Source organism: Winogradskyella litorisediminis (assembly GCF_042675765.1).
Taxonomy (GTDB): domain Bacteria; phylum Bacteroidota; class Bacteroidia; order Flavobacteriales; family Flavobacteriaceae; genus Winogradskyella; species Winogradskyella litorisediminis.
Map to the genome: position 1 here is coordinate 19,187 of NZ_JBHTJL010000012.1, position 24,269 is coordinate 43,455.

22 protein-coding genes are annotated in these 24,269 nt (G+C 33.6%); 16 read left to right on the forward strand and 6 right to left on the reverse strand.

Annotated features, from left to right (window positions below; all coding sequences use genetic code 11):
- Window positions 1–24 precede the first annotated feature (24 nt).
- Window positions 25–1,818 carry a DUF885 domain-containing protein gene (locus ACFQ1Q_RS10150; protein ID WP_386130796.1) on the reverse strand — a complete coding sequence of 598 codons (1,794 nt, stop codon included), beginning with the start codon at window positions 1,816–1,818 and terminating at the stop codon, window positions 25–27.
- Between the two features lie 116 nt (window positions 1,819–1,934).
- Window positions 1,935–2,234, reverse strand: a complete 300-nt coding sequence (gene hpf, locus ACFQ1Q_RS10155) for a ribosome hibernation-promoting factor, HPF/YfiA family (protein ID WP_386130799.1) — start codon at window positions 2,232–2,234, stop codon at window positions 1,935–1,937.
- A 101-nt stretch (window positions 2,235–2,335) separates the two neighbouring features.
- Here hpf and ACFQ1Q_RS10160 point away from each other — a divergent pair, with 101 nt between their 5' ends.
- Window positions 2,336–2,758 (forward strand): thiol-disulfide oxidoreductase DCC family protein, encoded by a 423-nt coding sequence (locus tag ACFQ1Q_RS10160; protein ID WP_386130801.1) that lies wholly within the window; start codon window positions 2,336–2,338, stop codon window positions 2,756–2,758.
- A 10-nt stretch (window positions 2,759–2,768) separates the two neighbouring features.
- Here ACFQ1Q_RS10160 and ACFQ1Q_RS10165 read toward each other — a convergent pair whose 3' ends face one another.
- Window positions 2,769–3,575, reverse strand: a complete 807-nt coding sequence (locus ACFQ1Q_RS10165; protein ID WP_386130802.1) for a methyltransferase domain-containing protein — start codon at window positions 3,573–3,575, stop codon at window positions 2,769–2,771.
- A 7-nt stretch (window positions 3,576–3,582) separates the two neighbouring features.
- A complete protein-coding gene (gene ytxJ, locus ACFQ1Q_RS10170) occupies window positions 3,583–3,966 on the reverse strand; it encodes a bacillithiol system redox-active protein YtxJ (RefSeq protein WP_386130805.1) in 384 nt (127 codons plus the stop codon).
- Window positions 3,967–4,175: 209 nt separating this feature from the next.
- Here ytxJ and clpB point away from each other — a divergent pair, with 209 nt between their 5' ends.
- The 3 genes from clpB (at window position 4,176) to ACFQ1Q_RS10185 (ending at window position 8,554) form a co-directional block, all read left to right on the forward strand.
- A complete protein-coding gene (gene clpB, locus ACFQ1Q_RS10175) occupies window positions 4,176–6,782 on the forward strand; it encodes an ATP-dependent chaperone ClpB (protein ID WP_386130808.1) in 2,607 nt (868 codons plus the stop codon).
- Between the two features lie 551 nt (window positions 6,783–7,333).
- Window positions 7,334–7,993 carry a deoxyribose-phosphate aldolase gene (gene deoC / locus ACFQ1Q_RS10180; RefSeq protein WP_386130811.1) on the forward strand — a complete coding sequence of 220 codons (660 nt, stop codon included), beginning with the start codon at window positions 7,334–7,336 and terminating at the stop codon, window positions 7,991–7,993.
- A gap of 48 nt (window positions 7,994–8,041) precedes the next feature.
- Window positions 8,042–8,554: a SixA phosphatase family protein gene (locus tag ACFQ1Q_RS10185; protein ID WP_386130814.1), complete on the forward strand. Its 513-nt coding sequence runs from the start codon at window positions 8,042–8,044 to the stop codon at window positions 8,552–8,554.
- On the opposite strand, the gene ACFQ1Q_RS10190 is transcribed toward ACFQ1Q_RS10185, so the two are convergent.
- On the reverse strand, window positions 8,540–9,307 hold the full coding sequence (locus ACFQ1Q_RS10190; protein ID WP_386130817.1) for a DUF6503 family protein: 768 nt from the start codon (window positions 9,305–9,307) through the stop codon (window positions 8,540–8,542). The genes ACFQ1Q_RS10185 and ACFQ1Q_RS10190 overlap by 15 nt on opposite strands.
- 115 nt (window positions 9,308–9,422) lie before the next feature.
- Between ACFQ1Q_RS10190 and smpB the strand changes: the two genes are divergently transcribed.
- The 4 genes from smpB to ACFQ1Q_RS10210 all read left to right on the forward strand — a co-directional run bounded on the left by smpB (window position 9,423) and on the right by ACFQ1Q_RS10210 (window position 14,950).
- On the forward strand, window positions 9,423–9,881 hold the full coding sequence (gene smpB, locus ACFQ1Q_RS10195) for an SsrA-binding protein SmpB (protein ID WP_386130820.1): 459 nt from the start codon (window positions 9,423–9,425) through the stop codon (window positions 9,879–9,881).
- Window positions 9,882–9,995: 114 nt separating this feature from the next.
- The gene (locus ACFQ1Q_RS10200; RefSeq protein WP_386130823.1) at window positions 9,996–12,455 is read left to right on the forward strand and encodes a DUF5686 and carboxypeptidase regulatory-like domain-containing protein; all 2,460 of its coding nucleotides are present in this window, start codon (window positions 9,996–9,998) and stop codon (window positions 12,453–12,455) included.
- Between the two features lie 15 nt (window positions 12,456–12,470).
- The gene (locus ACFQ1Q_RS10205) at window positions 12,471–12,995 is read left to right on the forward strand and encodes a hypothetical protein (RefSeq protein ID WP_386130826.1); all 525 of its coding nucleotides are present in this window, start codon (window positions 12,471–12,473) and stop codon (window positions 12,993–12,995) included.
- Window positions 12,996–13,123: 128 nt separating this feature from the next.
- Complete coding sequence (locus tag ACFQ1Q_RS10210; protein WP_386130828.1) at window positions 13,124–14,950, forward strand: Xaa-Pro dipeptidyl-peptidase; 1,827 nt, start codon at window positions 13,124–13,126, stop codon at window positions 14,948–14,950.
- 101 nt (window positions 14,951–15,051) lie between these two features.
- On the opposite strand, the gene ACFQ1Q_RS10215 is transcribed toward ACFQ1Q_RS10210, so the two are convergent.
- The gene (locus ACFQ1Q_RS10215; RefSeq protein ID WP_386130831.1) at window positions 15,052–15,693 is read right to left on the reverse strand and encodes a protein-L-isoaspartate(D-aspartate) O-methyltransferase; all 642 of its coding nucleotides are present in this window, start codon (window positions 15,691–15,693) and stop codon (window positions 15,052–15,054) included.
- A 256-nt stretch (window positions 15,694–15,949) separates the two neighbouring features.
- On the opposite strand from ACFQ1Q_RS10215, the gene ACFQ1Q_RS10220 reads away from it, so the two are divergent.
- The 8 genes from ACFQ1Q_RS10220 (at window position 15,950) to ACFQ1Q_RS10255 (ending at window position 24,262) form a co-directional block, all read left to right on the forward strand.
- Window positions 15,950–16,909 (forward strand): Gfo/Idh/MocA family protein, encoded by a 960-nt coding sequence (locus tag ACFQ1Q_RS10220; protein ID WP_386130834.1) that lies wholly within the window; start codon window positions 15,950–15,952, stop codon window positions 16,907–16,909.
- A 101-nt stretch (window positions 16,910–17,010) separates the two neighbouring features.
- Complete coding sequence (locus ACFQ1Q_RS10225) at window positions 17,011–17,898, forward strand: 3-hydroxyacyl-CoA dehydrogenase family protein (protein ID WP_386130837.1); 888 nt, start codon at window positions 17,011–17,013, stop codon at window positions 17,896–17,898.
- A gap of 79 nt (window positions 17,899–17,977) precedes the next feature.
- Entirely contained in the window at window positions 17,978–19,216 is a 1,239-nt protein-coding gene (locus ACFQ1Q_RS10230; protein ID WP_386130839.1) for a DUF1015 domain-containing protein, read from the forward strand.
- Between the two features lie 62 nt (window positions 19,217–19,278).
- On the forward strand, window positions 19,279–19,545 hold the full coding sequence (locus tag ACFQ1Q_RS10235) for a hypothetical protein (RefSeq protein ID WP_386130841.1): 267 nt from the start codon (window positions 19,279–19,281) through the stop codon (window positions 19,543–19,545).
- Window positions 19,546–20,160 carry a DUF7477 domain-containing protein gene (locus tag ACFQ1Q_RS10240; protein ID WP_449361590.1) on the forward strand — a complete coding sequence of 205 codons (615 nt, stop codon included), beginning with the start codon at window positions 19,546–19,548 and terminating at the stop codon, window positions 20,158–20,160.
- Between the two features lie 48 nt (window positions 20,161–20,208).
- On the forward strand, window positions 20,209–20,877 hold the full coding sequence (locus ACFQ1Q_RS10245; protein WP_386130846.1) for a YggS family pyridoxal phosphate-dependent enzyme: 669 nt from the start codon (window positions 20,209–20,211) through the stop codon (window positions 20,875–20,877).
- 66 nt (window positions 20,878–20,943) lie between these two features.
- Window positions 20,944–22,308, forward strand: a complete 1,365-nt coding sequence (locus ACFQ1Q_RS10250; RefSeq protein WP_386130982.1) for an exonuclease domain-containing protein — start codon at window positions 20,944–20,946, stop codon at window positions 22,306–22,308.
- Between the two features lie 76 nt (window positions 22,309–22,384).
- Window positions 22,385–24,262, forward strand: coding sequence for a DUF3857 domain-containing protein (locus ACFQ1Q_RS10255; RefSeq protein WP_386130849.1), 1,878 nt, complete (start codon window positions 22,385–22,387; stop codon window positions 24,260–24,262).
- The last annotated feature ends 7 nt before the right edge of the window (window positions 24,263–24,269 follow it).

Sequence of the window (24,269 nt, forward strand, 5' to 3'; positions counted from 1 at the left end):
TTTTAAATAGTATTTTTCTAATTTTTATTTACTCGATTCAATCCAAGCATCAATTTTGTCTTCTAATAATTTTAATGGAATACAACCCGTTTCTAACACTTGATTGTGATATTCTTTAATATCAAATTTATCGCCTAAAGCGTTCGAAGCACGTTCTCTTAATTCAATTAATTTTAATTGACCAATTTTATAAGATAAAGCTTGACCAGGATTTGCCATGTAACGTTCAATTTCGCTTGTAATAGCGCGTTCAGATTCGGCTTCATTTTCTAAAGAATATTGTATGGCTTTTTCACGCGACCAACCTTTGGCATGCAAACCAGTATCTACCACCAATCTAATAGCACGATGAATTTCGGCACTTAACATTCCAAAATATTGGTATGGGTCTTTATACAAACCAAGTTCTTTACCCATAGATTCTGTATAAAGTGCCCAACCTTCGCCATATGCACTATACCACAAAGTTTTTCTGAATGTTGGCAAATCTTCATTTTCTTGCTGTAATGCAATCTGAAAATGATGTCCAGGAATTGCTTCGTGTAAGAATAAATCTTCTTTATCGAAAACATTATAGCTTTCTACATCAGGGATTGGCGTATAGAAAATTCCAGGTCGCGTCCCATCTAATGAGCCTGGACTATAATTAGCAGCAGCCGATTTTTCTCTAAAAGGTTCAGTGCGTCTAACCTCAAACGCTGTCACTGGCTGTTTATCAAAAAGCTTATTAATTTGAGGTTTCATTACATTATGAATGCTATCATAAAACGCAATAACTTGAGAACGTTCTGTAAACGGCATCAATTCTTTTTTGGTTCTCACATGCTCAAAAAAGGCATTTAAATCGCCCTCAAAACCTACTTCTTTTTTTACAGCTTCCATTTCTGAACGGATACGCGCAACTTCACTTAATCCAAGATTATGGATTTCGTCTGCAGTCATATTTGTTGTAGTGTACAATTTTATTTGATGGTTGTAATAATCATCACCAAGTGGAGTCGCATTAATACCGCTTGTTGTTCTTCCTTCTGGTAAATACTCTTTTGTTAAAAAATCCACCATTTTTTGATGCGCAGGCATAATTTTATCCGAAATCATAGACTTATATTCTGCGGTAAGCTTAAGACGCTCATCTTCTGTGAAATTATCTGGTAAATTCTTAATCGGCGCATAATACAAATGGTCAACAACGTTTCCTTTGGCTAAAGTTTCAAATTGCGGAATTACTTTTTTAATTAAAGATTGCGGCAAAACGTAACCTTCTTCCATACCGCGTTTCATATTTTCTATAGTAGCATCAAGCCAAATCAAATAATTGTCTACACGTTTTGTCCAGTTTTTATAATCTTCAACTGTTTTAAAAGGTTGCGCATTACTCGCTGATGCCAATTGGTTAAAATCTAAATTTTTTGACCACATTTGGTCAATCGGCATTAAGTCTTTTTTAAACTGCATGGCTTCGAGATTAATGTCGATATCCCAATTAAGCACATCGTAGCTCATCTTTTCGGTAGCGTTTAAAGTCGATTTATCAATTTTTGAAAGCTCATTTTTAAACGAGTTATAATAGGCTTTTTTCTTTGCCTTGTAATCTTCTGACAAAAAATTTGGGAACTCCGTATTGTAACTCATATCACCTGCATTGGTGGCAACCATAGGGTCGAGCGCATAACCTTGTTTGCTGTAGTCTTCTAGAAGATTTGCAAATTCCGTATTAGGCAAATTGTCTTCAGTTGCATCAAAAGTTCCTGTTTGCTCATTTTTACACGAATTAATACCAACAACTAAAAGTCCTAAAATAAATAATCGACGTATCATAATTTTATTTTTGTTTAAAGTAAAGATATGCTTTTATAATTGAGTGTTTTGATTACAGCTTTTACATAAAAAAAGCCTGCAAAAAATTACAGGCTTTAAATAAATAAAAAATACTATTAATACACTTTGTATGTTTCTTTTCGTTTTTCTAATTGGCGTTTTAAATCGCTAATTGTTTTATTAACTGCAGTCTCATATTCTCGCTCATTAGATTTTGCAAAAATTCGTGGTCCAGGCAAGCTCAATTCTATATTACAATGTTTGCCAGCTTCATTATCCTTTTCGTCTTGTTTAAAATAGACTTGTGCCGAAATTAAAAACTCATACTTATCGCTCAATTTGTCTAGTCTCACTTTTGTATAGGCCGAAAGCGCTTCGCTTACATCCATATTTACATATTCAAAATTTACCGTCATAGTCTTTAATTTTTATGGTTGAACTTAAAATTAAAGATACAATTTATGCGGTTTGAAATACTATAGCTTTTCATAAAAAATAATTAAATGTTTCATAAAAATTGAAAGTAAGAGAAAGCGATTACGACTCAATCTTCATGAAAACTACACATAACCAAGACCTTATTATTTTTGATGGCGAATGCAATCTCTGTAACGGCGTTGTTGGCTGGCTATTGAAATATGCTCCAAAACATTTATTTCAGTTTGTGCCATTTCAATCTAAAGAAGGACAAAGATTATTGATGGACTATGGATTTCCAACAAATCAGTTAGACACGGTAATTTTAATAGACCGTAACGGTGTAAAAACCCATTCGGATGGATTTATTAAAATTATCTCAAAAATCCCTAAGTGGAAAAAAGTATCAAAGTTGCTTTGTGCCGTTCCGCGTTCGTTTAGAGATTTTATTTATAAAAAAGCTTCTAAAAATCGTGTAAAGTGGTTTGGGAATTCTGCGAGTTGTAGGATTGATTTTGGGTAGTTGGGTTAAATCACCTCACACCAACAATCCTAATATTCAAAAGCGAAATAAACACACGATTCTTTCGCCATGTTTTAGGCAACCAACTAATCATTTGTTCCACAGCAATACATATTGAAATCGGCATTTTTACAAACACACCTTTTGCGCCGTAATAGCCAAAAACTTTAGAAAATCTGGCAGATTTAAAAAGCATATCTAATTCTGTAAACGTATATTCTTTTAAATGAAAACCTTCTGCTTTATCTGAAAAATATTGAGATACATCATGTGGTCCGCTTAAACGGCTTGGTGTAACACAAACGTATTTTCCGGCATCGTTTAAAGCATTGTAGATATTTTTGAGTTGCAATTTTACATCATCTTCGTGAAGATGCTCAATAAGTTGGTCACTGTAAATGACATCAACTTTTTGCCCAATAGGCACAGAAACACCATCAGAAAGAATAAGCTTAAAATTCTTAGGTTGAGTTTTGGTATTTGTAATTTCATCGGATACATCAACCGCATAAACATAGTCAACATAATTTGCAACCTTGAATGCTAATGAACAATCGCCTGGTCCAATTTCTGCAAAAACTATATTTTTTTTCAAAAATCGTTTTACAAAAGCAAACTGAAAATTTACGTAAGCTTGCTGGATTTCGGGCGAATTCCGCGTCGTGTTTTGAGGATGGTGTGGCAACTTGGTAAACAGCTCATTATAAACTTCTTTATAAAGTGTCTTTCGCTCTTCAAACGTTGAATTTTTGAGCTTGTTTGCCAAACGCACTTCAAGATTATAATGCTCCTTAAGTTGCTCTAAAGTCTGTTTCATTAAAACATTAAATATACTTTTCTAAATCTAGTTCGTTTATAGCGCCATGACTTGCGTGAGCTACCGCAGTCCCATTTCTAATGATTAGCAATTGTGGCGATTGGTGTATCACTTGAAACTTATAACCAACTTCATTAGACACATCTCTATAGTTCAATAAATCAAGATAGTACAAATCTGCATTTAAATCTAAGTCGTACATAGACACAAACTGACCCATTACCATACGGCTAATTCCGCAGCGTGTAGAATGTTTAAAAACCAATTGTGTTTTTGCATTAGAGCGTTTTTCTATCTCTGCCAATTGACTGACATCGGTTAAATTTTGCCATGGCAAAGCTTTTTCTTCCTTTGGCTCTGAAGAACCAAACATTTTATTGAAAATTCCCATAATTATATTTCTATTTAGAATAGTCAGTCGAAAATTTGACTGCGACTTACAACAGACAAAAAGTCACTACAAACCAAGTGTTTACAGACAATTTGTCGTTTTTAATCTGTTGGTAAGATAATTGAAATATGCTAACTGAAAAAGAAAAAATTAAACCTATTTGGTCACCAATATAAGTTGAAGTGATTAAATAAAAAAAATAAAAAAACATGAATTTTAATAATTATACAATTAAATCTCAAGAAGCCATACAACAAGCTCAGCAAATAGCGCAAAGTCATGGCCATCAGCAAATAGAAAACGAACATTTTTTTAAAGGTATTCTTAATGTTGATGAAAACGTACTTCCATTTATTTTGAAAAAACTCAATGTAAATGTGAGTTTATTAGAACAAATTCTTGACAAAGAATTACAGAGCTTTGCAAAAGTATCTGGCGGTGATATTATGCTATCTCGCGAGGCTGGAAAAACCGTCAACGAAGCATCAATCATTGCAAAAAAAATGAACGATGATTATGTTTCTGTTGAACATTTGATTCTGGCAATTTTTAAGTCAAAAAGCAAAATTGCTCAAATTTTAAAAGACCAAAGCGTAACAGAAAAAGGCTTAAACGCTGCCATTGAAGAATTACGTAAAGGCGACCGCGTAACATCTCAAAGTCAAGAAGAAACATACAATTCACTAAACAAATACGCCAAAAACCTCAACCAATTGGCACAAGACGGAAAGTTAGACCCAGTTATTGGTCGTGATGAGGAAATACGTCGTATTCTTCAAATTTTATCAAGACGAACCAAAAACAACCCGATTTTAGTTGGTGAACCTGGAACAGGAAAAACAGCTATTGCTGAAGGCTTAGCGCATCGTATCGTCGATGGTGACGTACCTGAAAATTTAAAAGACAAGCAAATTTTCGCATTAGATATGGGCGCATTAATTGCTGGTGCAAAATTTAAAGGTGAATTTGAAGAGCGCTTAAAAGCAGTTATTAAAGAAGTGACAACCAGCGAAGGTGACATTGTATTATTTATAGACGAAATACACACATTAGTTGGCGCTGGTGGCGGACAAGGCGCAATGGATGCGGCAAATATTCTAAAACCTGCTTTGGCTCGAGGCGAATTGCGTGCTATTGGTGCAACGACCTTAGACGAATACCAAAAGTATTTTGAGCAAGATAAAGCTTTGGAGCGTCGTTTTCAGAAAGTACAGGTCAATGAACCTGATACCGAAAGTGCAATTTCAATCCTTCGTGGTATCAAAGAAAAATACGAAACACACCATAAGGTTCGTATTAAAGACGAAGCTATTATTGGCGCAGTAGAATTATCTAACCGTTACATCACCAACCGTTTTTTACCAGACAAGGCAATTGATTTAATGGATGAAGCGGCTTCAAAATTACGCATGGAAATCAATTCTAAACCCGAAGAACTCGATGTTTTAGATAGAAAAATAATGCAATTAGAGATTGAACATGAAGCAATTAAAAGAGAAAAAGACGAAACAAAACTTAAATCTCTTAAAGCGGAATTGGCCAATCTAAAAGAAGAACGCAACGAACTCAACGCCAAATGGAAAAATGAAAAGGAAGTTGTAGAAAACGTTCAGAATATAAAACAAGAGATTGAAAACTATAGGCTTGAGGCCGAACGCGCTGAGCGCGATGGTGATTATGGTAAGGTTGCTGAAATTAGATATGGAAAGATTAAAGAAGCGAATGAGCAGTTAGAAGAATTCCAAAAGCAGCTTGCCGCGCAGCAAGAAACGGCTTTAATAAAAGAAGAAGTCACTTACGAAGATATCGCCGATGTTGTGGCAAAATGGACAGGTATTCCAGTAACCAAAATGATTCAGAGCGAGCGCGAAAAGTTATTGAAGCTTGAGTACGAATTGCACAAACGTGTCGTTGGTCAAGAAGAAGCTATTGAAGCGGTAAGTGATGCGGTTAGACGCTCACGTGCCGGATTGCAAAATCCACAAAAACCTATTGGGACATTTCTCTTTTTAGGAACAACCGGAGTTGGTAAAACCGAATTGGCAAAAGCCTTAGCCGAATATTTATTTGATGATGAAAGTGCTATGACACGTATTGATATGAGCGAATATCAAGAACGCCATTCGGTAAGTCGTTTGGTTGGTGCACCTCCAGGATATGTGGGTTACGATGAAGGTGGCCAATTAACAGAAGCGGTGAGAAGAAAACCATATTCGGTTGTATTGTTAGATGAAATTGAAAAGGCACATCCAGATACGTTTAATATCCTTTTGCAGGTATTAGATGAGGGTCGATTAACAGATAATAAAGGTCGTGTTGCTGATTTCAAAAACACGATTATAATTATGACTTCTAATATGGGAAGTCACATCATACAAGAACGTTTTGCAGCAACTAAGGATATTCCTTCAGCTATGGAAGCTGCAAAAGTAGATGTTCTTGGATTGCTAAAACAGACAGTAAGACCAGAGTTTTTAAATCGTATTGATGACACCATTTTGTTTACGCCATTAACAAAAGATAATATCATTGAAATTGTAGACTTACAATTGAAATCTGTAACCAAAATGATTACCAAACAAGGAATTACTTTTGATGCCACTCAAGAAGCGAAAGCTTACTTAGCTGAAAAGGGATTTAATCCAGAATATGGTGCAAGACCAGTTAAAAGAGTCATTCAAAAAGAAGTACTTAATCAGTTAAGTAAAGAAATCTTAGCAGGAAAAGTAAATACAAATAGTATTATTCTTTTAGACGAATTTGATGGAGAATTGGTATTTAGAAATCAAGGTGATTTAGTTATCGAAGAAATATAAAACAAAGTGCTTGCATTGAGCAATGGTTAAAACAAAATATTTTTTGTTATTACCATAAGTAATGAGCTTAATGTAACAAAAAGCAGACTCAACAGTCTTTATTATGATTGGTTGGTCTGCTTAGCGGCAGACAATTTAAAGCAACGCCAAACAATCTGTGACGTCCAGGTTAAAGTAGCGTTGCTTTTTAATTTTTAAAATATAGAACTAGAGCCATTCTTTGGGCAGGATTCACACATTTTAATCTTTATTACTCAAAAACGGGAATAAAAATCATAATCCTTAATAAATCTTTTTCAAACAGTTATCTCGTGTAAATACATTCAAAATTTAAAAATTAATCATTCTAATTTCGAAATTAAAAAAAAACATTTTAAAACTTTTCGATGAAATGCATTGCATTTCATCTGTAAATATTTCTTTTTGTCGGATAAATCAGTAGATTTGTCTAGCTATTAATTCCTTCCATTGATTAATTATTGACCTAAAGTTTGATTTAGTTACAATCAAAAGTTAAGTATTTATTGAATTATATAAAAAAAGTCCCCCAAATGGAATTAAACGCATACATAGACCACACATTATTAAAAGCCACAGCTACCGAAAAAGAAATTATGACGCTTTGTAATGAAGCAATTACCTACAACTTTAAAACTGTTTGTGTTAATAGCTGTTTTGTACCAATTGCAAAACAAGCCTTAAAAGAAACTCCTGTTAAAATTTGTACAGTTGTAGGTTTTCCGTTAGGAGCATCTTCAACCGAAGCCAAAATTTTTGAAGCTAAAAAAGCAATTAACGATGGTGCTTCTGAAATTGATATGGTTATAAATATTGGTTACCTAAAAAGTCGAAATTACGTTGCTGTATTAAAGGATATCAATGATGTAAAAATAGCAATCGGAAAAATTCCTCTAAAAGTAATCATCGAAATCAGCGAATTGTCTAAAAACGAAATTGTAAAAGCTTGTGAGATTTGTGTTGATGCCAGGGCTGATTTTGTAAAAACTTCTACAGGTTTTTCTAAAAGCGGTGCAACTTTAACTGCCGTTAAAATCATGAAAAAAACCCTTAAAGGAAAAGCAAAAATTAAAGCATCTGGTGGAATTAGAGACCAAGAAACAGCTTACAAATATATAGATGCAGGTGTAGATCGTATTGGTACCTCGTCTGGTGTAGATATGATGAATGGAAGTTTGTCTCAAGCAGGATAAGTTTCAAATCAGGATAAAATCCTATATTTGAGAAAAAATCATTTTAATATGAAACGCATACTGCTTCTTGCTTTACTTTCTATAATATCTTTTAGCTGTGGACAGTCAAATTCTAAAGACAAAGACTTTACCGTTATTTACCTTATTAGACACGCAGAAAAAGACCGTTCTGACGCATCTAATCGTGACCCTAATTTAAACGAAGAAGGTAAACAGCGTGCAGATGGTTGGGCAAAATATTTTGATGAAATTAAATTAGACAAAGTCTACTCTACTAACTACAATCGTACAAAAGAAACTGCAGTGCCAACGGCAGAATCAAAAGACTTAGAATTAGAATTTTACGACCCTGGTAATATTAATGGTCCAAATTTTATTAAAGAAAACAAAAACAAAACAGTTTTAATTGTAGGTCACAGCAATACAACACCAGCATTCGCAAATGCGCTTTTGGGCGAAAAAAAATATAAGCAATTTGATGATAGAGTAAATTCTAATTTAATTGTTGTTACTATAGACAAAGAAGGCAACAAATCTAGCTCAATATCACAGGTCGATTAAATCTACTTCTATTTGTTTCAATTCTATTTTTGAGAGTAATTTTAGTTGGTTATTGTCAAAAGCTTTTGCTAAATCATTAAGTTTGGTTTTTGGATTTTCACTTTTATAATTATTGTAATCCACAAACCGTAAACCTTCTACAAAACGCTCATTATAAGCTTTGCGAAAGCGCATACCTTTCCCGTCGTCTTCGTTATAAGAATAAGCTAAATAATCAGGTTTATAAGTTTCTGTATTTATCCAATATATAAAAATATCTTCAAAGTCTTCGCCACCGCCATTTTTATTAAATGTCACTTCGATTTTATAATACGCTTTCCCTTTAATTTGCTCCTCGCCTACCAATTTTTTATTTACAGCTTTGTCATTCAATCCATGCGGTAAAACCGAAAAATAATGTACTGAGTTTACAGATGCAGAATATTTTAAAACCATGGAATCTTCAACTTTTACTTGTCGCATATTAACGTAACGTCTGAAGCCTTCATTTTTTAAAATGTCTAAAATAGAATCTCCGTTATTGGCAACTTTAAAACGTGTGTAACGAAACTTTCCTTTAACACGGATTGCAGTGTATCTGTAGTCTCTGAAATGAAATTTGATAGTTGAGCGCTTCAACATCTCTCCGCCAGCTATTGCAATAGACTTATCTATTATTTCACTGGCTGTTAAAGACTCAATTTCGTTTTTTTTAACTTCATTTTTACAAGAGAACATCAAAAATACTCCTAACATTACGGACAGATACTTCATATTAAAATATTAAAAATTGATAGTCGCAAAATTATCATTTAACTATCAAAACTAATCACGAAACTCTATGTATATAATTTTCAACTTTTAACTATAAGAGTTACTTTTGTCGTGCATGCAACAAAAAGTAAACATACTCAATAAAAAGGCGAAATTTCAGTACGAGATATTAGACAAATACCTGGCAGGTATTGTTTTGTCGGGTACAGAAATTAAATCTATTCGTATGAGCAAAGCCTCTATTGCAGAGAGTTTTTGCGAATTTAACGATAAAGGTGAACTTTTTGTGGTAAATATGACGATTGAGGAATACACATTTGGTAACTACTACAATCATAAGCCTAAAGCAACTCGTAAACTCCTACTTAATAAGCGCGAATTAAAAAAGCTGGAAAAAGAAGTAAATATTAAAGGAAACGCTATTATTCCGCTGCGCCTTTTTATCAATGAAAAAGGATTAGCAAAATTAGATATTGCTTTAGCCAAAGGTAAAAAACTTTACGATAAGCGCGAGACAATTAAAGACCGCGATAACAAAAGAAACTTAGATCGTATTAAGAAAAGTTTCCGATAACTTTAGGAAATTTCTAACGCTTTATCATAGCCATTTCATCTATGTTTGAGTTTTATAGGCAACTATTTTAGATTATTTAACGTCTATATCAATAAATCATTCAATCAAATTTATATGAAAAAACTTCTACTTGCTCTTCTTTTTATTTTTAGCCTTACATTTTCCTTTTCTCAAATTAAGGGCAACGTTACAGACAGTAAAAACGAACCCTTACCATTTGTAAATGTATTTATAGAAGACACTTACAAAGGTACAACCACCAATGATAATGGCTATTATGAGCTTAATGTTACTGAAAAGAAAAGCTACGATTTAGTTTTTCAGTATTTGGGATTTAAAACATTAAAACGTACAATAAAAGTCGATAAGTTTCCTTTTGAATTGAATATTACACTTGAAGAAGAATCCGTTTCGCTTGAAGAAGTTGTTATAAATTCCGAAGAAAATCCTGCAGATATTATAATGAGAAAAGTCATTGCGCAACGTAAGGCTAATCTCGAAAAAATAAAAAGCTATAAAGCCGATTTTTACTCGCGTGGACTTATGAAAATTAAAGATGCGCCAGAGAAAATTTTAGGTCAAGAGGTCGAAATTGATGGATTAGACTCTACCAGAAGCGGCATTGTATATTTATCTGAAACAATTTCAAAACTACAATTTTTAAAACCCGACCGTTTAAAAGAAAAGATTGTGGCTTCAAAAATCAGTGGAGATTCTAACGGTTTTAGTTTCAATAACGCGCAAGACGTCGATTTCAATTTGTATAACAATACCATTTCTTTAGGAAACGAAATTATCTCACCTATTGCCAACAATGCGTTTGGTTATTATCGGTATAAACTAGATGGTGTGTTTTATGACGACAGAGGCAATCTCATTAACAAAATTAAAGTGATGCCAAAACGAGCAAACGACCCTGTTTTTTCGGGTTACGTTTATATTGTCGAAGACCAATGGACATTATATGCTTTGGAATTAGATATTACTGGCATTCAAGCACGAATTCCAGTAGCAAACATAATTACTATAAAACAAAATTTCTCCTATTCTGAAACTAATACTATTTGGGCTTTAATCTCTCAAAGTATCGATTTTGAATATGGTCTATTTGGTTTTAAAGGAGATGGACGCTTTACAGCAGTTTATAGTAATTATGAATTTAATGTACCGCTCACAAAAGATGATTTTGGAGCCGAGCTAGTTGCTTTTGAAAAAGAAGCTAATAAAAAAGATTCGTTGTTTTGGAAAAAAATTAGACCAGTTCCGCTCACCAAAGAAGAAGCCGTTGATTACGTAAAGAAAGATAGTATTCAGCTTAGGAAAGAATCTAAGCCCTATTTAGATTCGGTTGATATGGCGCGAAATGAATTTAAACTTGGCGATATTTTAGGTTACACCTATCAAAATTCACATAAAGATTACCATTTTGGTTATGACATACCAATAACCGAAACTGCATTTAACACCGTACAAGGTTGGAATGCAAATGCAAACCTTTTCTACCGTAAAAATTATGACGAATTCAAACGCTATTTCAGTGCTAATGCTAATTTTAACTACGGTTTTTCAGACGACAGATTGCGTGCGAGCGCTAATCTTACGTATAAATTTAATGACATTAGCCGTGCATTTATAACGCTTTCTGGTGGAGTAGAAACGCAACAATTTAATAATTCTGAACCTATTAGCCGAATAGATAATACTGTTGCATCATTAGGTTTTAATGAAAACTACTTGAAAATTTATGAGCGCCAATTTCTACAAGCTAGTTATTCTGAAGAACTTTTTAACGGCTTTAGATTTTACAGCAGTTTAAGTTACGAACGTCGAAACGCATTATTTAACACCACGGACCAAACCTTTTCTCCAGATAGCAATAAACCTTATACAAGTAACAACCCTTTAAATGAAACGGCTTTTGGTATAGCACCATTTCAAAATCATAACATTTTAAAGTTTAACGCATCCGCGCGAATTAATTTTGGACAGAAGTATTTAAGTTATCCAGATAGTAAATTCAATATTTCTAACGATAAATATCCAACGCTTGTAATAGGTTATGAAGAAGGATTTGGTTCTACAAACGATAATTACAATTTTAGACAAATAAAAGCACGTATTTATCAATCTTTAAATGTTGCAAACAAAGGGCGATTTGCGTATAATGTGCGCGCCGGAAAGTTTTTTGATGCGGATAATATTGCGTTTATGGATTTTCAACATTTTAATGGCAATCAGATTAATTTTAGTCGACGTGGAAATTACACTAACGTTTTTAATAATCTTGGTTATTACGATGCCAGCACAAACGATAGCTATTTAGAAATGCATGCTGAGCATGATTTTAATGGTTTTATTTTAGGGAAAATTCCGCTGCTAAATAAGTTGAATTTTAACCTTGTCGTCGGTGCGCATAATTTAGCAACACCAGACAACAAACCGTATCAAGAATTTACAATAGGACTAGACAATATTGGCTTCGGCAAATGGCGTTTTTTAAGATTTGATTATATTCGATCTTACCAAAACGGCTATCAAGGTGATGCTTTTGTGTTTGGGTTGAAATTTTTCTAAGCAAAACTTCATTTTATGAAAAGAATTATTATAATACTTTCATTGGCAATAACATTCCAAATTTCTGCTCAAGAAACAGAAACTCCCGATTATTCTGAAAACGTTTCAACATTAGACAACACTATTGAAACCTTATATTCAGTTATTTCTGGTGACAAAGGCGTTGAACGCAATTGGGATTTATTTAAGCATTTATTTCACCCTAAAGCCAGATTAATTCCTACAGGAAAAAATAAAGAAGGCGAAATTATTGCACGCTATTTAAAGCCTGATGATTACATTAAAACTTCAGGAAAATGGTTAGTCGAAAACGGATTTCACGAAGTAGAAATCAGTCGTAAAACAGACACCTTTGGCAACATCACCCAAGTATTTAGCACCTACGAATCTTTTAAAAGTAAAAGCGACACCAAACCTTTTATGCGAGGCATCAACAGCATTCAATTACTTAACGATGGAAATCGCTGGTGGATAATAAACATTTATTGGATGCAAGAATCTGAAATTTCACCTATTCCTGAAAAGTATCTTTCTAATTAATGTTAATAAAGTCTATTATTTTAGGGCGTACTAACTTTTCGTCTTAATTTTAGACTTGGAATTTAATTTATTTTTTTTCGAGTCTGTCATTTCGAGCGACAGTCGAGAAATCTTTATAATAATTAAGCATGACAAATTCATTTTTACACAAAACTACACTACTAGTTGTTGCCTTTACGTTCTCATTAGCAGCAATCTCTCAAGAAAAAGCTAAACCCGTTTTTAAAGATGGTGAAGCTCAAATCGTAGATGCCTTTAGCAATCAACAAGATTGGTTACGCCATGACCTTTGGGTAGAAACAACTTTTGATACCGATGGCGACGGAGAAAAAGACCGGATGCATGTTTCGGTGACACGACCAAAACAAACCGAAACTGAAGGATTAAAATTACCTATAATTTACGTAACAAGTCCATATTTTGCAGGCGTTGCAGGAGATGAACCCGGAACAATGTGGGATGTAAAAATAGAATTAGGTGAATCTGCAAAAGAACGTCATCATCCAGAAGTGAAGCGCCGTGGTAAACGCCCAATTATTTCAAATTCACATATCAAAAAATGGGTGCCACGTGGTTATATTGTTGTGCATTCCTCTTCGCCTGGTACTGGATTTTCAGACGGCGCACCAACTATCGGTGGCGTAAATGAAGAGTTAGCGCCAAAAGCTGTTGTTCAATGGTTAACTGGAAAGGCAAAAGGTTTTACAGAACGTAACGGAACTGAGGAAGTTAAAGCGTATTGGTCTACAGGAAAAGTGGGTATGACAGGGACTTCATATAACGGAACATTGCCATTAGCTGCAGCTACTACTGGTGTTGAAGGCTTAGAAGTTATTATACCAATTGCTCCGAACACATCGTCCTACCATTATTACCGCTCAAACGGTCTGGTGCGTTCACCTGGTGGATATTTGGGTGAAGACATTGATGTACTTTATGATTTTGTGCATAGTGGAGATGAAGACAAACGTGCATATAACAACAAAACTGTTAGAGATACTGAAATAAAAAACGGTATGGACCGTGAAACTGGTGATATGAACGACTTTTGGTATAATCGCGATTATTTACCAAAAATGAAAAACATGAAAGCAGCAATGCTTATGTCTCACGGTTTTAACGACTGGAATGTTATGCCAGAACACAGTTACCGTATCTACAAAAAAGCTAAAGAGATGGGCTTGCCAACAGCGATTTATTACCATCAACAGGGTCACGGCGGACCGCCACCAACATCTATGATGAACAAATGGTTTACAAAATATTTACACGGTGTAGATAATGGCATTGAAAACGAAGAAAACAAAGCGTATATCGTTAGAGAATATGACGATAGACAAAATCCAACAGCATATAAAGATTACCCAAATCCAGATGCAGAAGATGTAACATTAAATCTATTTGCAGGCGGAAATAGACAAGGCGGTTTATTTACAGATTTAACTTCAGAAATGAATGAAACGCTAAAAGACGATGTTAATTTTACATGGAAAGATTTAGCGAAAGCTGAAAAATCAGAAAATCGGTTATTATACGTTACAAAGCCATTAAAAGAGGATTTACACATTTCGGGTGTACCAAAGATAAGTATCACTTTGAGTAGCAGTAAAAAAGCCGCAAACCTTTCTGTATATCTACTATCATTACCGTTAGAAGGCTCTAAAATCACAGACAATTTGATAACTCGAAATTGGGCTGATCCAAAAAATTACAAATCTTTAACTGAAGAAGAGGATTTAGAGCCTGGTAAATTTTACACCGTAAATTTCGATTTACAACCAGACGACCAAATCATTAGAAAAGGCCAACAAATAGGCTTAATGGTTTTTAGTAGCGACCCAGAATTTACTTTACATCCAAAACCAGGAACAGAATTAACTATAAAATTAGACAAAACATCTATTTCTTTACCAGTTGTTGGCGGGAAAGATGCTTTTTTGAAAGCTGTAAATTAAAAAAACTTTGAATTAAATATTTAGACCTCGCAAGTTTTAAAACCTGTGAGGTCTTCTTATATAAATTATAATAGTAATTTACTCAGCGCAGCAACTAAAATTTAATTCTTATCCTCCAACAAAGGCACAAATCGAAACTCACCAAATTCGTGCTTTTCAAATTCTTTTGGGCCTTTTCTAATAAATAAGGTCATAATTTGCACTTCTTCACCAACGGGAATAACCAATCGACCACCAATAATCAATTGCCCCAATAATGGTTTTGGTACAAACGGTGCACCAGCAGTAACGATAATGCTCTTAAAAGGTGCTTCAGCAGGTAAACCTTTATAACCATCTCCAAAAATTATTTTTTTAGCTCGGTATCCTATTTTAGGTAAAAACTTGGATGTTTTTTTAAATAATTCTTGCTGACGTTCAATACTAAACACTTTGGCGCCAAGCTCTAATAAAACAGCTGTTTGGTAACCACTACCCGTTCCTATTTCTAAAACTTTATCGCCAGCATGTATTTGCATTAATTCCGACTGAAACGCCACAGTATAAGGTTGCGATATGGTTTGGTCTGCGGCAATAGGAAACGCCTTATCTACATAAGCATGGTCAATAAAGCCAGAATCCATAAACAAATGCCTTGGTATTTTGCCAATTGCAGCTAAGACCTTTGCGTCTTTTATACCTTTAGATTTTAAGACCTCGACCAATTGCTGGCGCATGCCTTTATGCTTAAATGTATCTTTCAAAAATGGTAGTTTAGTTATTGCGAAAATAAGATACGATTATTTAAATTCCAATGACTAAAATTTCAAATTTTATGAATCTTTATTATGCGCCTGAAAGGAGTAAAACATTTCTTTTATTCAACTAGTTTAGGCCGAGTCAATTCTAAAACAGACAAAATATCTCATTCAATTTCAAATTACGAAAATCTCTCTTTTTTATATTTTCATTATAAATAATCTAAAGGAAAACAACTATTTTTGTTAAAAACTGAAAAACATGCTAAAAGCTGGTGTTCTTGGTGCTGGTCACCTTGGAAAAATTCATTTAAGATTACTCAATCAATCTCATAAATACAATCTAGTTGGCTTTTACGACGCTGACCCAGAAAATGCTAAAAAAGTTGTTGATGAATTCGGTTATACGTATTTCGATTCTATAGATGCATTAATTGATGCTGTGGATGTTGTTGATATCGTAACACCTACGCTGAGTCACTACGACTGTGCTAAAAAAGCCATTTCTAAAGGGAAACATATTTTTATAGAAAAACCAATTACAAACACTGTTGAAGAGGCGGAAACCATTAGAACTTTGGTCGCAGAACACGGTGTAAAAGGTCAGGTTGGTCATGTAGAACGATTTAATCCTGCTTTTATTGGTGTAAAAAACCAAATTGTAAACCCAATGTTTATTGAAACACATCGATTAGCAGAATTTAATCCACGTGGTACAGATGTTCCTGTGGTTTTAGATTTAATGATACACGATATTGATATTATTTTGAGTGTGGTAAATTCGCCAGTAAAGCATATTTCAGCTAGTGGCGTTTCTGTGATTTCTGAAACCCCTGATATTGCAAACGCGCGTATAGAATTTAAAAATGGATGCGTAGCCAACTTAACTGCAAGTCGTATTTCATTAAAAAACATGAGGAAGACAAGATTTTTTCAAAAAGACGCTTACATATCTGTAGATTTCTTAGAAAAAAAGTGCGAAGTCGTTAAAATGAAAGATGCGCCAGAAAATCCCGGTGATTTTGATATGATTCTACAAAACGCAGAAGGTATTAAAAAGCAAATCTATTTTGATAATCCTGAAATTGAAAACAATAATGCCATTTTAGACGAGTTAGAAACTTTTGCTGATGCTATCAATAACGATACAAAACCAGTTGTAACACTACACGACGGTACAGAAGCATTACGAGTGGCAAATATGATTATTAATCAGTTTTAAATCCCTTTTTGACTTTTTTCCAAAGGGAAAAACACTCAAACTTTTAAAAGATAAATTAAACATAACAGTTTCTCTCCTTTGGAGAGATTAAGAAAGGACATATGAAAAATATAGCAGTTATAGGTGCAGGAACAATGGGAAACGGAATTGCCCATACATTTGCACAGTCTGGTTTTAAAGTTAATTTAATAGATATCAGTGAAACTTCTTTAGAAAGAGGTTTAACAACTATTTCTAAAAATTTAGACCGAATGGTCGCAAAAGAAAAAATTACTGAAGCTGATAAGACTGAAACACTAAACAATATTTCCACTTATACAAACATTTCTGAAGGTGTAAAACATGCCGATTTAGTGGTTGAAGCCGCTACAGAAAATTTAGATTTAAAACTTAAAATTTTTAAGCAGTTAGATGAAGCTTCTCCAAAAGACACAATTTTGGCAACTAACACGTCGTCAATTTCAATTACACAAATTGGTGCTGCAACTTCTCGACCAGAGAAAGTTATCGGTATGCATTTTATGAATCCTGTGCCAATTATGAAATTGGTAGAAATCATTCGCGGTTACAATACAAGTGATGATGTAACAAACACTATAATGCAACTGTCTAAAACTTTAGGCAAGGTGCCAACCGAAGTCAATGATTACCCTGGTTTTGTTGCTAATCGTATTTTAATGCCAATGCTTAATGAAGCTATTGAGACTTTATACAATGGTGTTGCAGGCGTTTCAGAAATTGATACCGTAATGAAACTCGGAATGGCGCATCCAATGGGACCACTTCAATTGGCGGATTTTATTGGTCTCGATGTTTGTCTTTCCATTTTAAATGTGATGTACGACGGTTTTAAGAACCCTAAATATGCGCCATGTCCGTTATTAGTAAATATGGTTATGGCAGGAAAGTTAGGTGTAAAGTCTGGTGAAGGTTTTTACGATTATTCTGAAAGTCGAAAAGCAGAGAAAATTGCTTCACAATTTTCTTAGTAGACGGTCACAGTCGTAGTAATCAGAATTAGTTTTAGAAATATCTATAGATGAAACTAAGGCTGCCAATTAAAAATATATGGCAAACATAAAACCTTTTCGCGCAGTTCGGCCAACACGAGATAAAGTCAGTCTTGTGGCATCGCGTTCGTACCAAAGTTATACCCAATCAGAGCGTGAGGCACGTCTGGACCACAATCCGTATTCATTTTTACACATTGTTAACCCTGGTTATAAGTACGATAAAGAAATCTCAGGCAAGGAACGTTACCAATTGGTGAAAAACCGCTATTCAGAATTTAAGGAAGATGGTGTTTTTGTTCAAGACAAATTGCCATCATTTTATGTTTATAAAATTATTGACCGTGACCATCAAGTATTTAATGGTATTATAGCTGCAGCAAGTGTAGAGGATTATAAAAATAACGTCATAAAAAAACACGAAGACACGATTGAAAGTAGAGAAATCATTTTTAAAGATTATCTAAAAACCGTGGGGTTTAATGCCGAGCCAGTGCTACTCACCTATCCTGATAATGCTAATATTTCATTTATTGTAAACGAAGTACAAAAAGAACGAGCTGAATTTGAGTTTACCACAACTTATCGCGATACGCATTATTTATGGGAAATCAACTCGGCAAATGATGTACAAACAATTGCAAATGCGTTTGCCGAAATGGATACACTTTATATTGCTGACGGTCATCATCGGTCATCATCTTCTGCTCTTTTATGCGACGCTTTAACTGCCGAAAATCCAAATCATAATGGCAAAGAAACTTATAACCATTTTATGAGTTTTTTAATTGCTGAGTCCGAATTAAAGCTTCACGAATTTTACCGAATTATTAAAGATTTAAATGGATTGTCTAAAGAAGAGTTTTTAATTCAGCTTGATACGATTTATCGAATTGATAATCGTGGTATAATGCCATACAAGCCTTCAAAACCTCATCATTTTAGTATGTATTTAGACGGTGAATTTTATTCGCTTTACTTACGAAAAAATGATTATACATTTAAAACTGCTTTAGACCAGTTAGACGCGCAGTTGTTATACGATACAATTCTCAAGCCTATTTTAGGTATCAATGATTTGCGAAACGATACACGTATTGATTATCTAAGCGGTAAAAAAGATGTTGTTAATTTGAAGAGTATGGTTGATAGTGGAACATTTAAAGTAGGTTTTGGAATGGTTCCGGCAACAATTGAGCAACTAAAAGCCATCGCCGATGAAGGTTTAACCATGCCGCCAAAAAGTACTTATATTGAGCCTAAATTGAGAAGTGGCGTTACTATTTATGAGTTTTGAAAAAACTAACTCTTTTTAAATTTTAGTAAGATTTTATTAGTTTTAGTAAAAATTAATAACAAATGATATTTACAAAAAAATTAATTTTATTCTTACTTATTGCTTTTTTCAATTTAAATAATTCGTTTGCTTTATCATCTTTTAATTATAAAAATTCTGATAAAGTGCTATGCTTAAAGTCCGACGATGTAACCACTTCATTCACTGAATACTTCCCTGAAAAAGAAATAGAAGAAGGTTATAAAATTGGTAGATATATTACCTCTCTTTCTTATGGAAATGGGCTTTGGGCTTTAGTTATGAGTAAGGGAACTTCCTTTACACATTAAATTTGGAAAAAGAGGGTTGAGTTTCCAAAAGATGAGATTAAAAAAGGTTGGGATAAAAACAAAACGATAACAACTCTAACATATGGAAATGGTGTCTGGGTTTTAGTGATGTCAGAAGGTACTGGATATTATAGCCAAATTTGGCGGACAAGACTAGAATTTCCTAAAGATGAAATACGTAAAGGTTGGGAACAGGGAAAAACTATTACACATTTAGAATACTGCAAAGATATATGGGTATTAGTTATGTCTAAAGGAACTGGCTACTCTGAGCAAGCTTGGATAACTCGTAATAATTTTCCTAAGGATGAAATTAAAGACAATTGGGACAAAAACAAAACAATCACAACACTAAACTATTCTAAGGATAAGTGGATTGTTGTATTCTCAAAAGGTTCTGGATACTATGCGCAGAGTTGGCGAACTAGAATCGATTTTCCTTCAACAGAAATAAAAGAATTTTGGGATTTACAAAAAACTATTATCTCTATATCTTATGGCGATGGTTTTTGGGCATTACTTAGTGCAAAAGGAACAGGTTTTTATGGACAAATATGGAGGACTCGAGTACAATTCCCTAATGAAGAAATTAGTAAAGGTTGGGAAGACAATTAAGCAATTATGATACTTTAGTTTATTATCTTTATAATCTATAAAAGATACATGTCTATAACAGAAAAATTAACAACACTAAAAAAAGCACTTCCAAAACAGGTGATGCTTGTCGCAGTTTCTAAAACAAAACCTGTTAGCGATTTAATGGAAGCTTACAATGCTGGTCAGCGCGTTTTTGGAGAGAACAAAATCCAAGAAATGGCTGAAAAATGGGAAGAAATGCCAAAAGACATTCAATGGCATATGATTGGACACGTTCAGCGAAACAAGGTTAAATACATGGCAGAATTTGTAGATTTAATTCATGGAGTTGATAGCCTAAAACTTTTGAAAGAAATTAATAAACAAGCAAAAAAACACAACCGTGTGATTAACTGCTTGCTGCAAATTAAAATTGCTGAAGAAGATAGTAAGTTTGGACTTTCAGCAGAAGATACAAAGTCAATACTTTCTTCAGAAGAATTTTCAGAATTACAAAATATTAAGATTGTTGGCTTAATGGGAATGGCAACATTTACTGATGATGTCTCTCAAGTCAAAAAAGAATTTCAGTTTTTAAAACGTCTTTTTGATGAACTAAAACCACAAGAAACTAAAAATTGCGTACTTCAAACTTTATCTATGGGAATGAGCGGCGATTATCAATTAGCAATCGATTGTGGCAGTAATATGGTGCGCATTGGCAGTAGCATTTTTGGAGCTAGAAATTACGATTAATTCCTATTGATTTTTTTAGCAAATACACTTACCTTTCATTTTTAAAATCTTACAAAAAAACAGCTTATTTACGCAATACTCGATATAGAAACTACAGGCGGAAAATTTAATGAAGAAGGCATCACGGAGATTGCTATTTACAAATTTGACGGTCATAAAATCGTAGACCAATTTATAAGCTTGGTTAATCCTGAAAGAGAGATTCAGCCTTTCGTAGTAAATCTTACTGGCATTAATAACAAAATGCTCAGAAATGCACCAAAATTCTACGAAGTTGCTAAACGTATTGTAGAAATTACTGAAGATTGTATTATCGTTGCCCACAATTCATCTTTTGATTATCGTATTCTCCGTACCGAATTTAAGCGATTAGGCTTTCCTTTTAAACGTAAAACCTTGTGTACTGTAGAGCTTTCCAAAAAATTGATACCAGATATGCCATCATATAGCTTGGGTAAATTAACACGCGCTCTTGGTATTGCTTTAAGTGATAGACACCGCGCAGATGGCGATGCAAAAGCAACTGTAAAGCTTTTTAAACTTTTAATGAGTAAAGACTCAAAAAAAGAAATTATTAAAGCCGCAGTAAAAACGGAGATTAAACCAAAAATTGCTTCAAGTTTAAAAAATATTATTGAAGACTTGCCTACTGAAACCGGAGTGTATTATATACATAATGAAGCTGGGGAAATTATATATATCGGCAAAAGTAACAATATTAAAAAACGAATTACACAGCATTTTACAGGCAAAAATTCTAAATCAAAAAAAATACAAGCTTTAGTGCATTCGGTTTCTTTTGAAAAAACAGGAAGCGAACTAGTTGCGCTTTTAAAAGAAAGTGAAGAAATTAAAAAGAATAAGCCCCTATTAAATCGTGCTTTAAGAAAGCATATTTTCTCTCATGGGCTTTATCAATTTACTGATAAAAATGGGTACATAAACCTTAGAATCGAATCCGCTAGTAAAAACGAAAGACCAATAACAACCTTTACCAACAGACAAAGTGCTACAAGTTTTATGAACTACATTCTTCAAACTTTTGAGCTTTGTCAAAAACTAACAGGCTTAGAAAAGACGAAAACAAGCTGCTTTAACTACGGGATTAAAGAATGTTTAGGTGCATGTATTTCAGAAGAAAACGTAAACGATTATAACGACAGAGTTAGTGCTTTTATAGATTTACACTCTTACGAAAATAAGAATATGCTCATTATTGACCGTGGCAGAGACGTTTCTGAAAAAAGCGTCGTGGTTATTGAAAATGGCGAATTTAAAGGTCTTGGGTTTTATGACCTCAATCATCAAATTACAAATCCAGAAGTTTTGCTCTCACTTATTACACCAATGTCTAATAACAGAGATAACCAGCACATTATACAAAGCTACGTGCGTAGAAATAAAAAACGTTTAAAAATTTCACCCTTTTAAAATGAAGAAATACAAATTACTTTTACTGTTTATACTATCCAATTTTCATATTTATAGTCAAGTTTTTAAACCAAATATGAATGTTACAAAAGAAGAATTAAGTACAACTGTTTATGATAAGGATACAAATGCAAGTGCAGTGATTGTTTACGATTATGGAAATGCTTTTTTCAACAAAGAAACTTGGAGATTAAACATAGAAATTAAACAAAAAATTAAAATACTCAATAAAGACGGATTAAAATATGGTCAAGTAGAAATCCCTTTATTAATTGGTGAAAATTCTAGAGAAACGATTAGAGAAATAAAAGCTTCCGTTCATCATACTGTCAATGGAAAATCTGTTATTTCGACTTTAAACGAAGATGCCATTTTTAAAGAACAAAATGAAACCTACGAAATTATTAGGCTTGCCTTTCCTAACGTAAAAGTAGGTAGCGTAATTACATATAGTTATACAAAATCAACAAAGTTTATCAATAAATTTCAGCCTTGGTATTTTCAACAAGACATTCCTGTGAGTTATAGCGAATATAATGCAAGTATACCTGGAAATTATGAGTATAACATAAAATTAGTTGGTAGTCTTCCTTTAGACGTCAATAAAAGCGATGTTGAACCTAATTGCCTCGAAGCTGGTCGAGGCGCATATGCAAACTGTGCCATCTACAAATATGTGATGACAGACATCCCAGCATATAAAGCTGAAGAATATACTACTACACGTGATAATTATTTGTCAAGAATTGAATATGAACTTAGTGTTGTGAGACAATTTAACGGAGCTGTTGATAAAATATCTAAAACATGGGAAGATGTTGATGGAGAATTAAGAACAGACTCTGACTTTGGAAGACAAATCAATAAGAAAAAACTTGTAAAAGATGTATTACCAAGTAATATCACAACCATTACCGATAAACTAGAAAAAGCAAAAGCGATATACCAATATGTTCTCGATAATTACAAATGGAACAACAATTCCGGCAGATATGATGCTTCGATTAAACGTCTCTTAGCAGATGGTGGCGGAAATGCGTTTGAAATCAATTTACTGCTTCAAAATCTATTTTATTCTGAAGGGTTTGAAGCATATCCTATGCTAATTTCAACTAGAGAAAATGGTCATGCCACCAAAGTTTATCCAGTTTTAACCGACTTTAACTACGTGATTGTTAAATTAAATATTGACGACGAGCAAACGTATTTTCTAGACGCCACCGACCCATATTTAAGTTTTGGTGAATTGCCATTGTATTGTCTAAATCAATATGGTCGAGTTTATGACATTGAATATGCCAGTTATTGGGAAGATATTGATATTAAAGCCTATTCTACCACACAAATAGGTGCTAAATACAAATTGAATGATAGCAATCAACTTGAAGCCGATGTAACCATTGCCGTTTCTGGTAACAATAGCTATTTAAAGAAAAGAAAGTATTCTGAAAATAAATCAAACTATCTCGAATGGTTAAAAAATAGATACCCAACAAGCAGTATTACAGAACATAAAGTCCTTTCTGAAGGAAAAAATCCTGAAAAGTTTATTGAAGAAATTAAATTAGTTAATGAACAAGAAATGATTGGAGATAAGATTTATTTCAATCCGTTTGTTTATCAATTTTATTCTGAAAATCCATTCAAACTTCAACAACGCACCTATCCTGTAGATTTTGGTTATAAACAAGCATTTCTGTACACTTTAGAGTTAGAGCTTGGAGACAATCTAAAAGTTGTTGAACTACCAGAACCAACAACAATGGCCTTACCTAACAAAGCTGGCATGGTTACATTTTCCAGCAGCGCAAACGAAAAAAAATTATCTGTTTTTGTAAGGATTAAACTGGACAAGCCGGTTTATGAAGCTGGCTACTACGACGCTTTAAAAATATTCATGGCTAAAATTATTGACTTGCAGAATAATAGTATTGTTGTACTAGAAAAACAATAACTTTCGT

Bases quoted from the DNA above. Each gene is read 5' to 3' on its own strand.
- ACFQ1Q_RS10200 (WP_386130823.1), top strand. From the start codon at position 9,996: ATGAAAAAACTTCTACTTGCTCTTCTTTTTATTTTTAGCCTTACATTT.
- ACFQ1Q_RS10165 (WP_386130802.1), bottom strand. From the start codon at position 3,575: ATGAAACAGACTTTAGAGCAACTTAAGGAGCATTATAATCTTGAAGTG.
- ACFQ1Q_RS10190 (WP_386130817.1), bottom strand. From the start codon at position 9,307: ATGAAGTATCTGTCCGTAATGTTAGGAGTATTTTTGATGTTCTCTTGT.
- hpf (WP_386130799.1), bottom strand. From the start codon at position 2,234: ATGACGGTAAATTTTGAATATGTAAATATGGATGTAAGCGAAGCGCTT.
- ACFQ1Q_RS10255 (WP_386130849.1), top strand. From the start codon at position 22,385: ATGAATGTTACAAAAGAAGAATTAAGTACAACTGTTTATGATAAGGAT.
- ACFQ1Q_RS10245 (WP_386130846.1), top strand. From the start codon at position 20,209: ATGTCTATAACAGAAAAATTAACAACACTAAAAAAAGCACTTCCAAAA.
- ACFQ1Q_RS10235 (WP_386130841.1), top strand. From the start codon at position 19,279: ATGATATTTACAAAAAAATTAATTTTATTCTTACTTATTGCTTTTTTC.
- deoC (WP_386130811.1), top strand. From the start codon at position 7,334: ATGGAATTAAACGCATACATAGACCACACATTATTAAAAGCCACAGCT.
- smpB (WP_386130820.1), top strand. From the start codon at position 9,423: ATGCAACAAAAAGTAAACATACTCAATAAAAAGGCGAAATTTCAGTAC.
- ACFQ1Q_RS10225 (WP_386130837.1), top strand. From the start codon at position 17,011: ATGAAAAATATAGCAGTTATAGGTGCAGGAACAATGGGAAACGGAATT.
- ACFQ1Q_RS10220 (WP_386130834.1), top strand. From the start codon at position 15,950: ATGCTAAAAGCTGGTGTTCTTGGTGCTGGTCACCTTGGAAAAATTCAT.
- ACFQ1Q_RS10185 (WP_386130814.1), top strand. From the start codon at position 8,042: ATGAAACGCATACTGCTTCTTGCTTTACTTTCTATAATATCTTTTAGC.
- ACFQ1Q_RS10210 (WP_386130828.1), top strand. From the start codon at position 13,124: ATGACAAATTCATTTTTACACAAAACTACACTACTAGTTGTTGCCTTT.
- ACFQ1Q_RS10150 (WP_386130796.1), bottom strand. From the start codon at position 1,818: ATGATACGTCGATTATTTATTTTAGGACTTTTAGTTGTTGGTATTAAT.
- clpB (WP_386130808.1), top strand. From the start codon at position 4,176: ATGAATTTTAATAATTATACAATTAAATCTCAAGAAGCCATACAACAA.
- ytxJ (WP_386130805.1), bottom strand. From the start codon at position 3,966: ATGGGAATTTTCAATAAAATGTTTGGTTCTTCAGAGCCAAAGGAAGAA.
- ACFQ1Q_RS10230 (WP_386130839.1), top strand. From the start codon at position 17,978: ATGGCAAACATAAAACCTTTTCGCGCAGTTCGGCCAACACGAGATAAA.
- ACFQ1Q_RS10205 (WP_386130826.1), top strand. From the start codon at position 12,471: ATGAAAAGAATTATTATAATACTTTCATTGGCAATAACATTCCAAATT.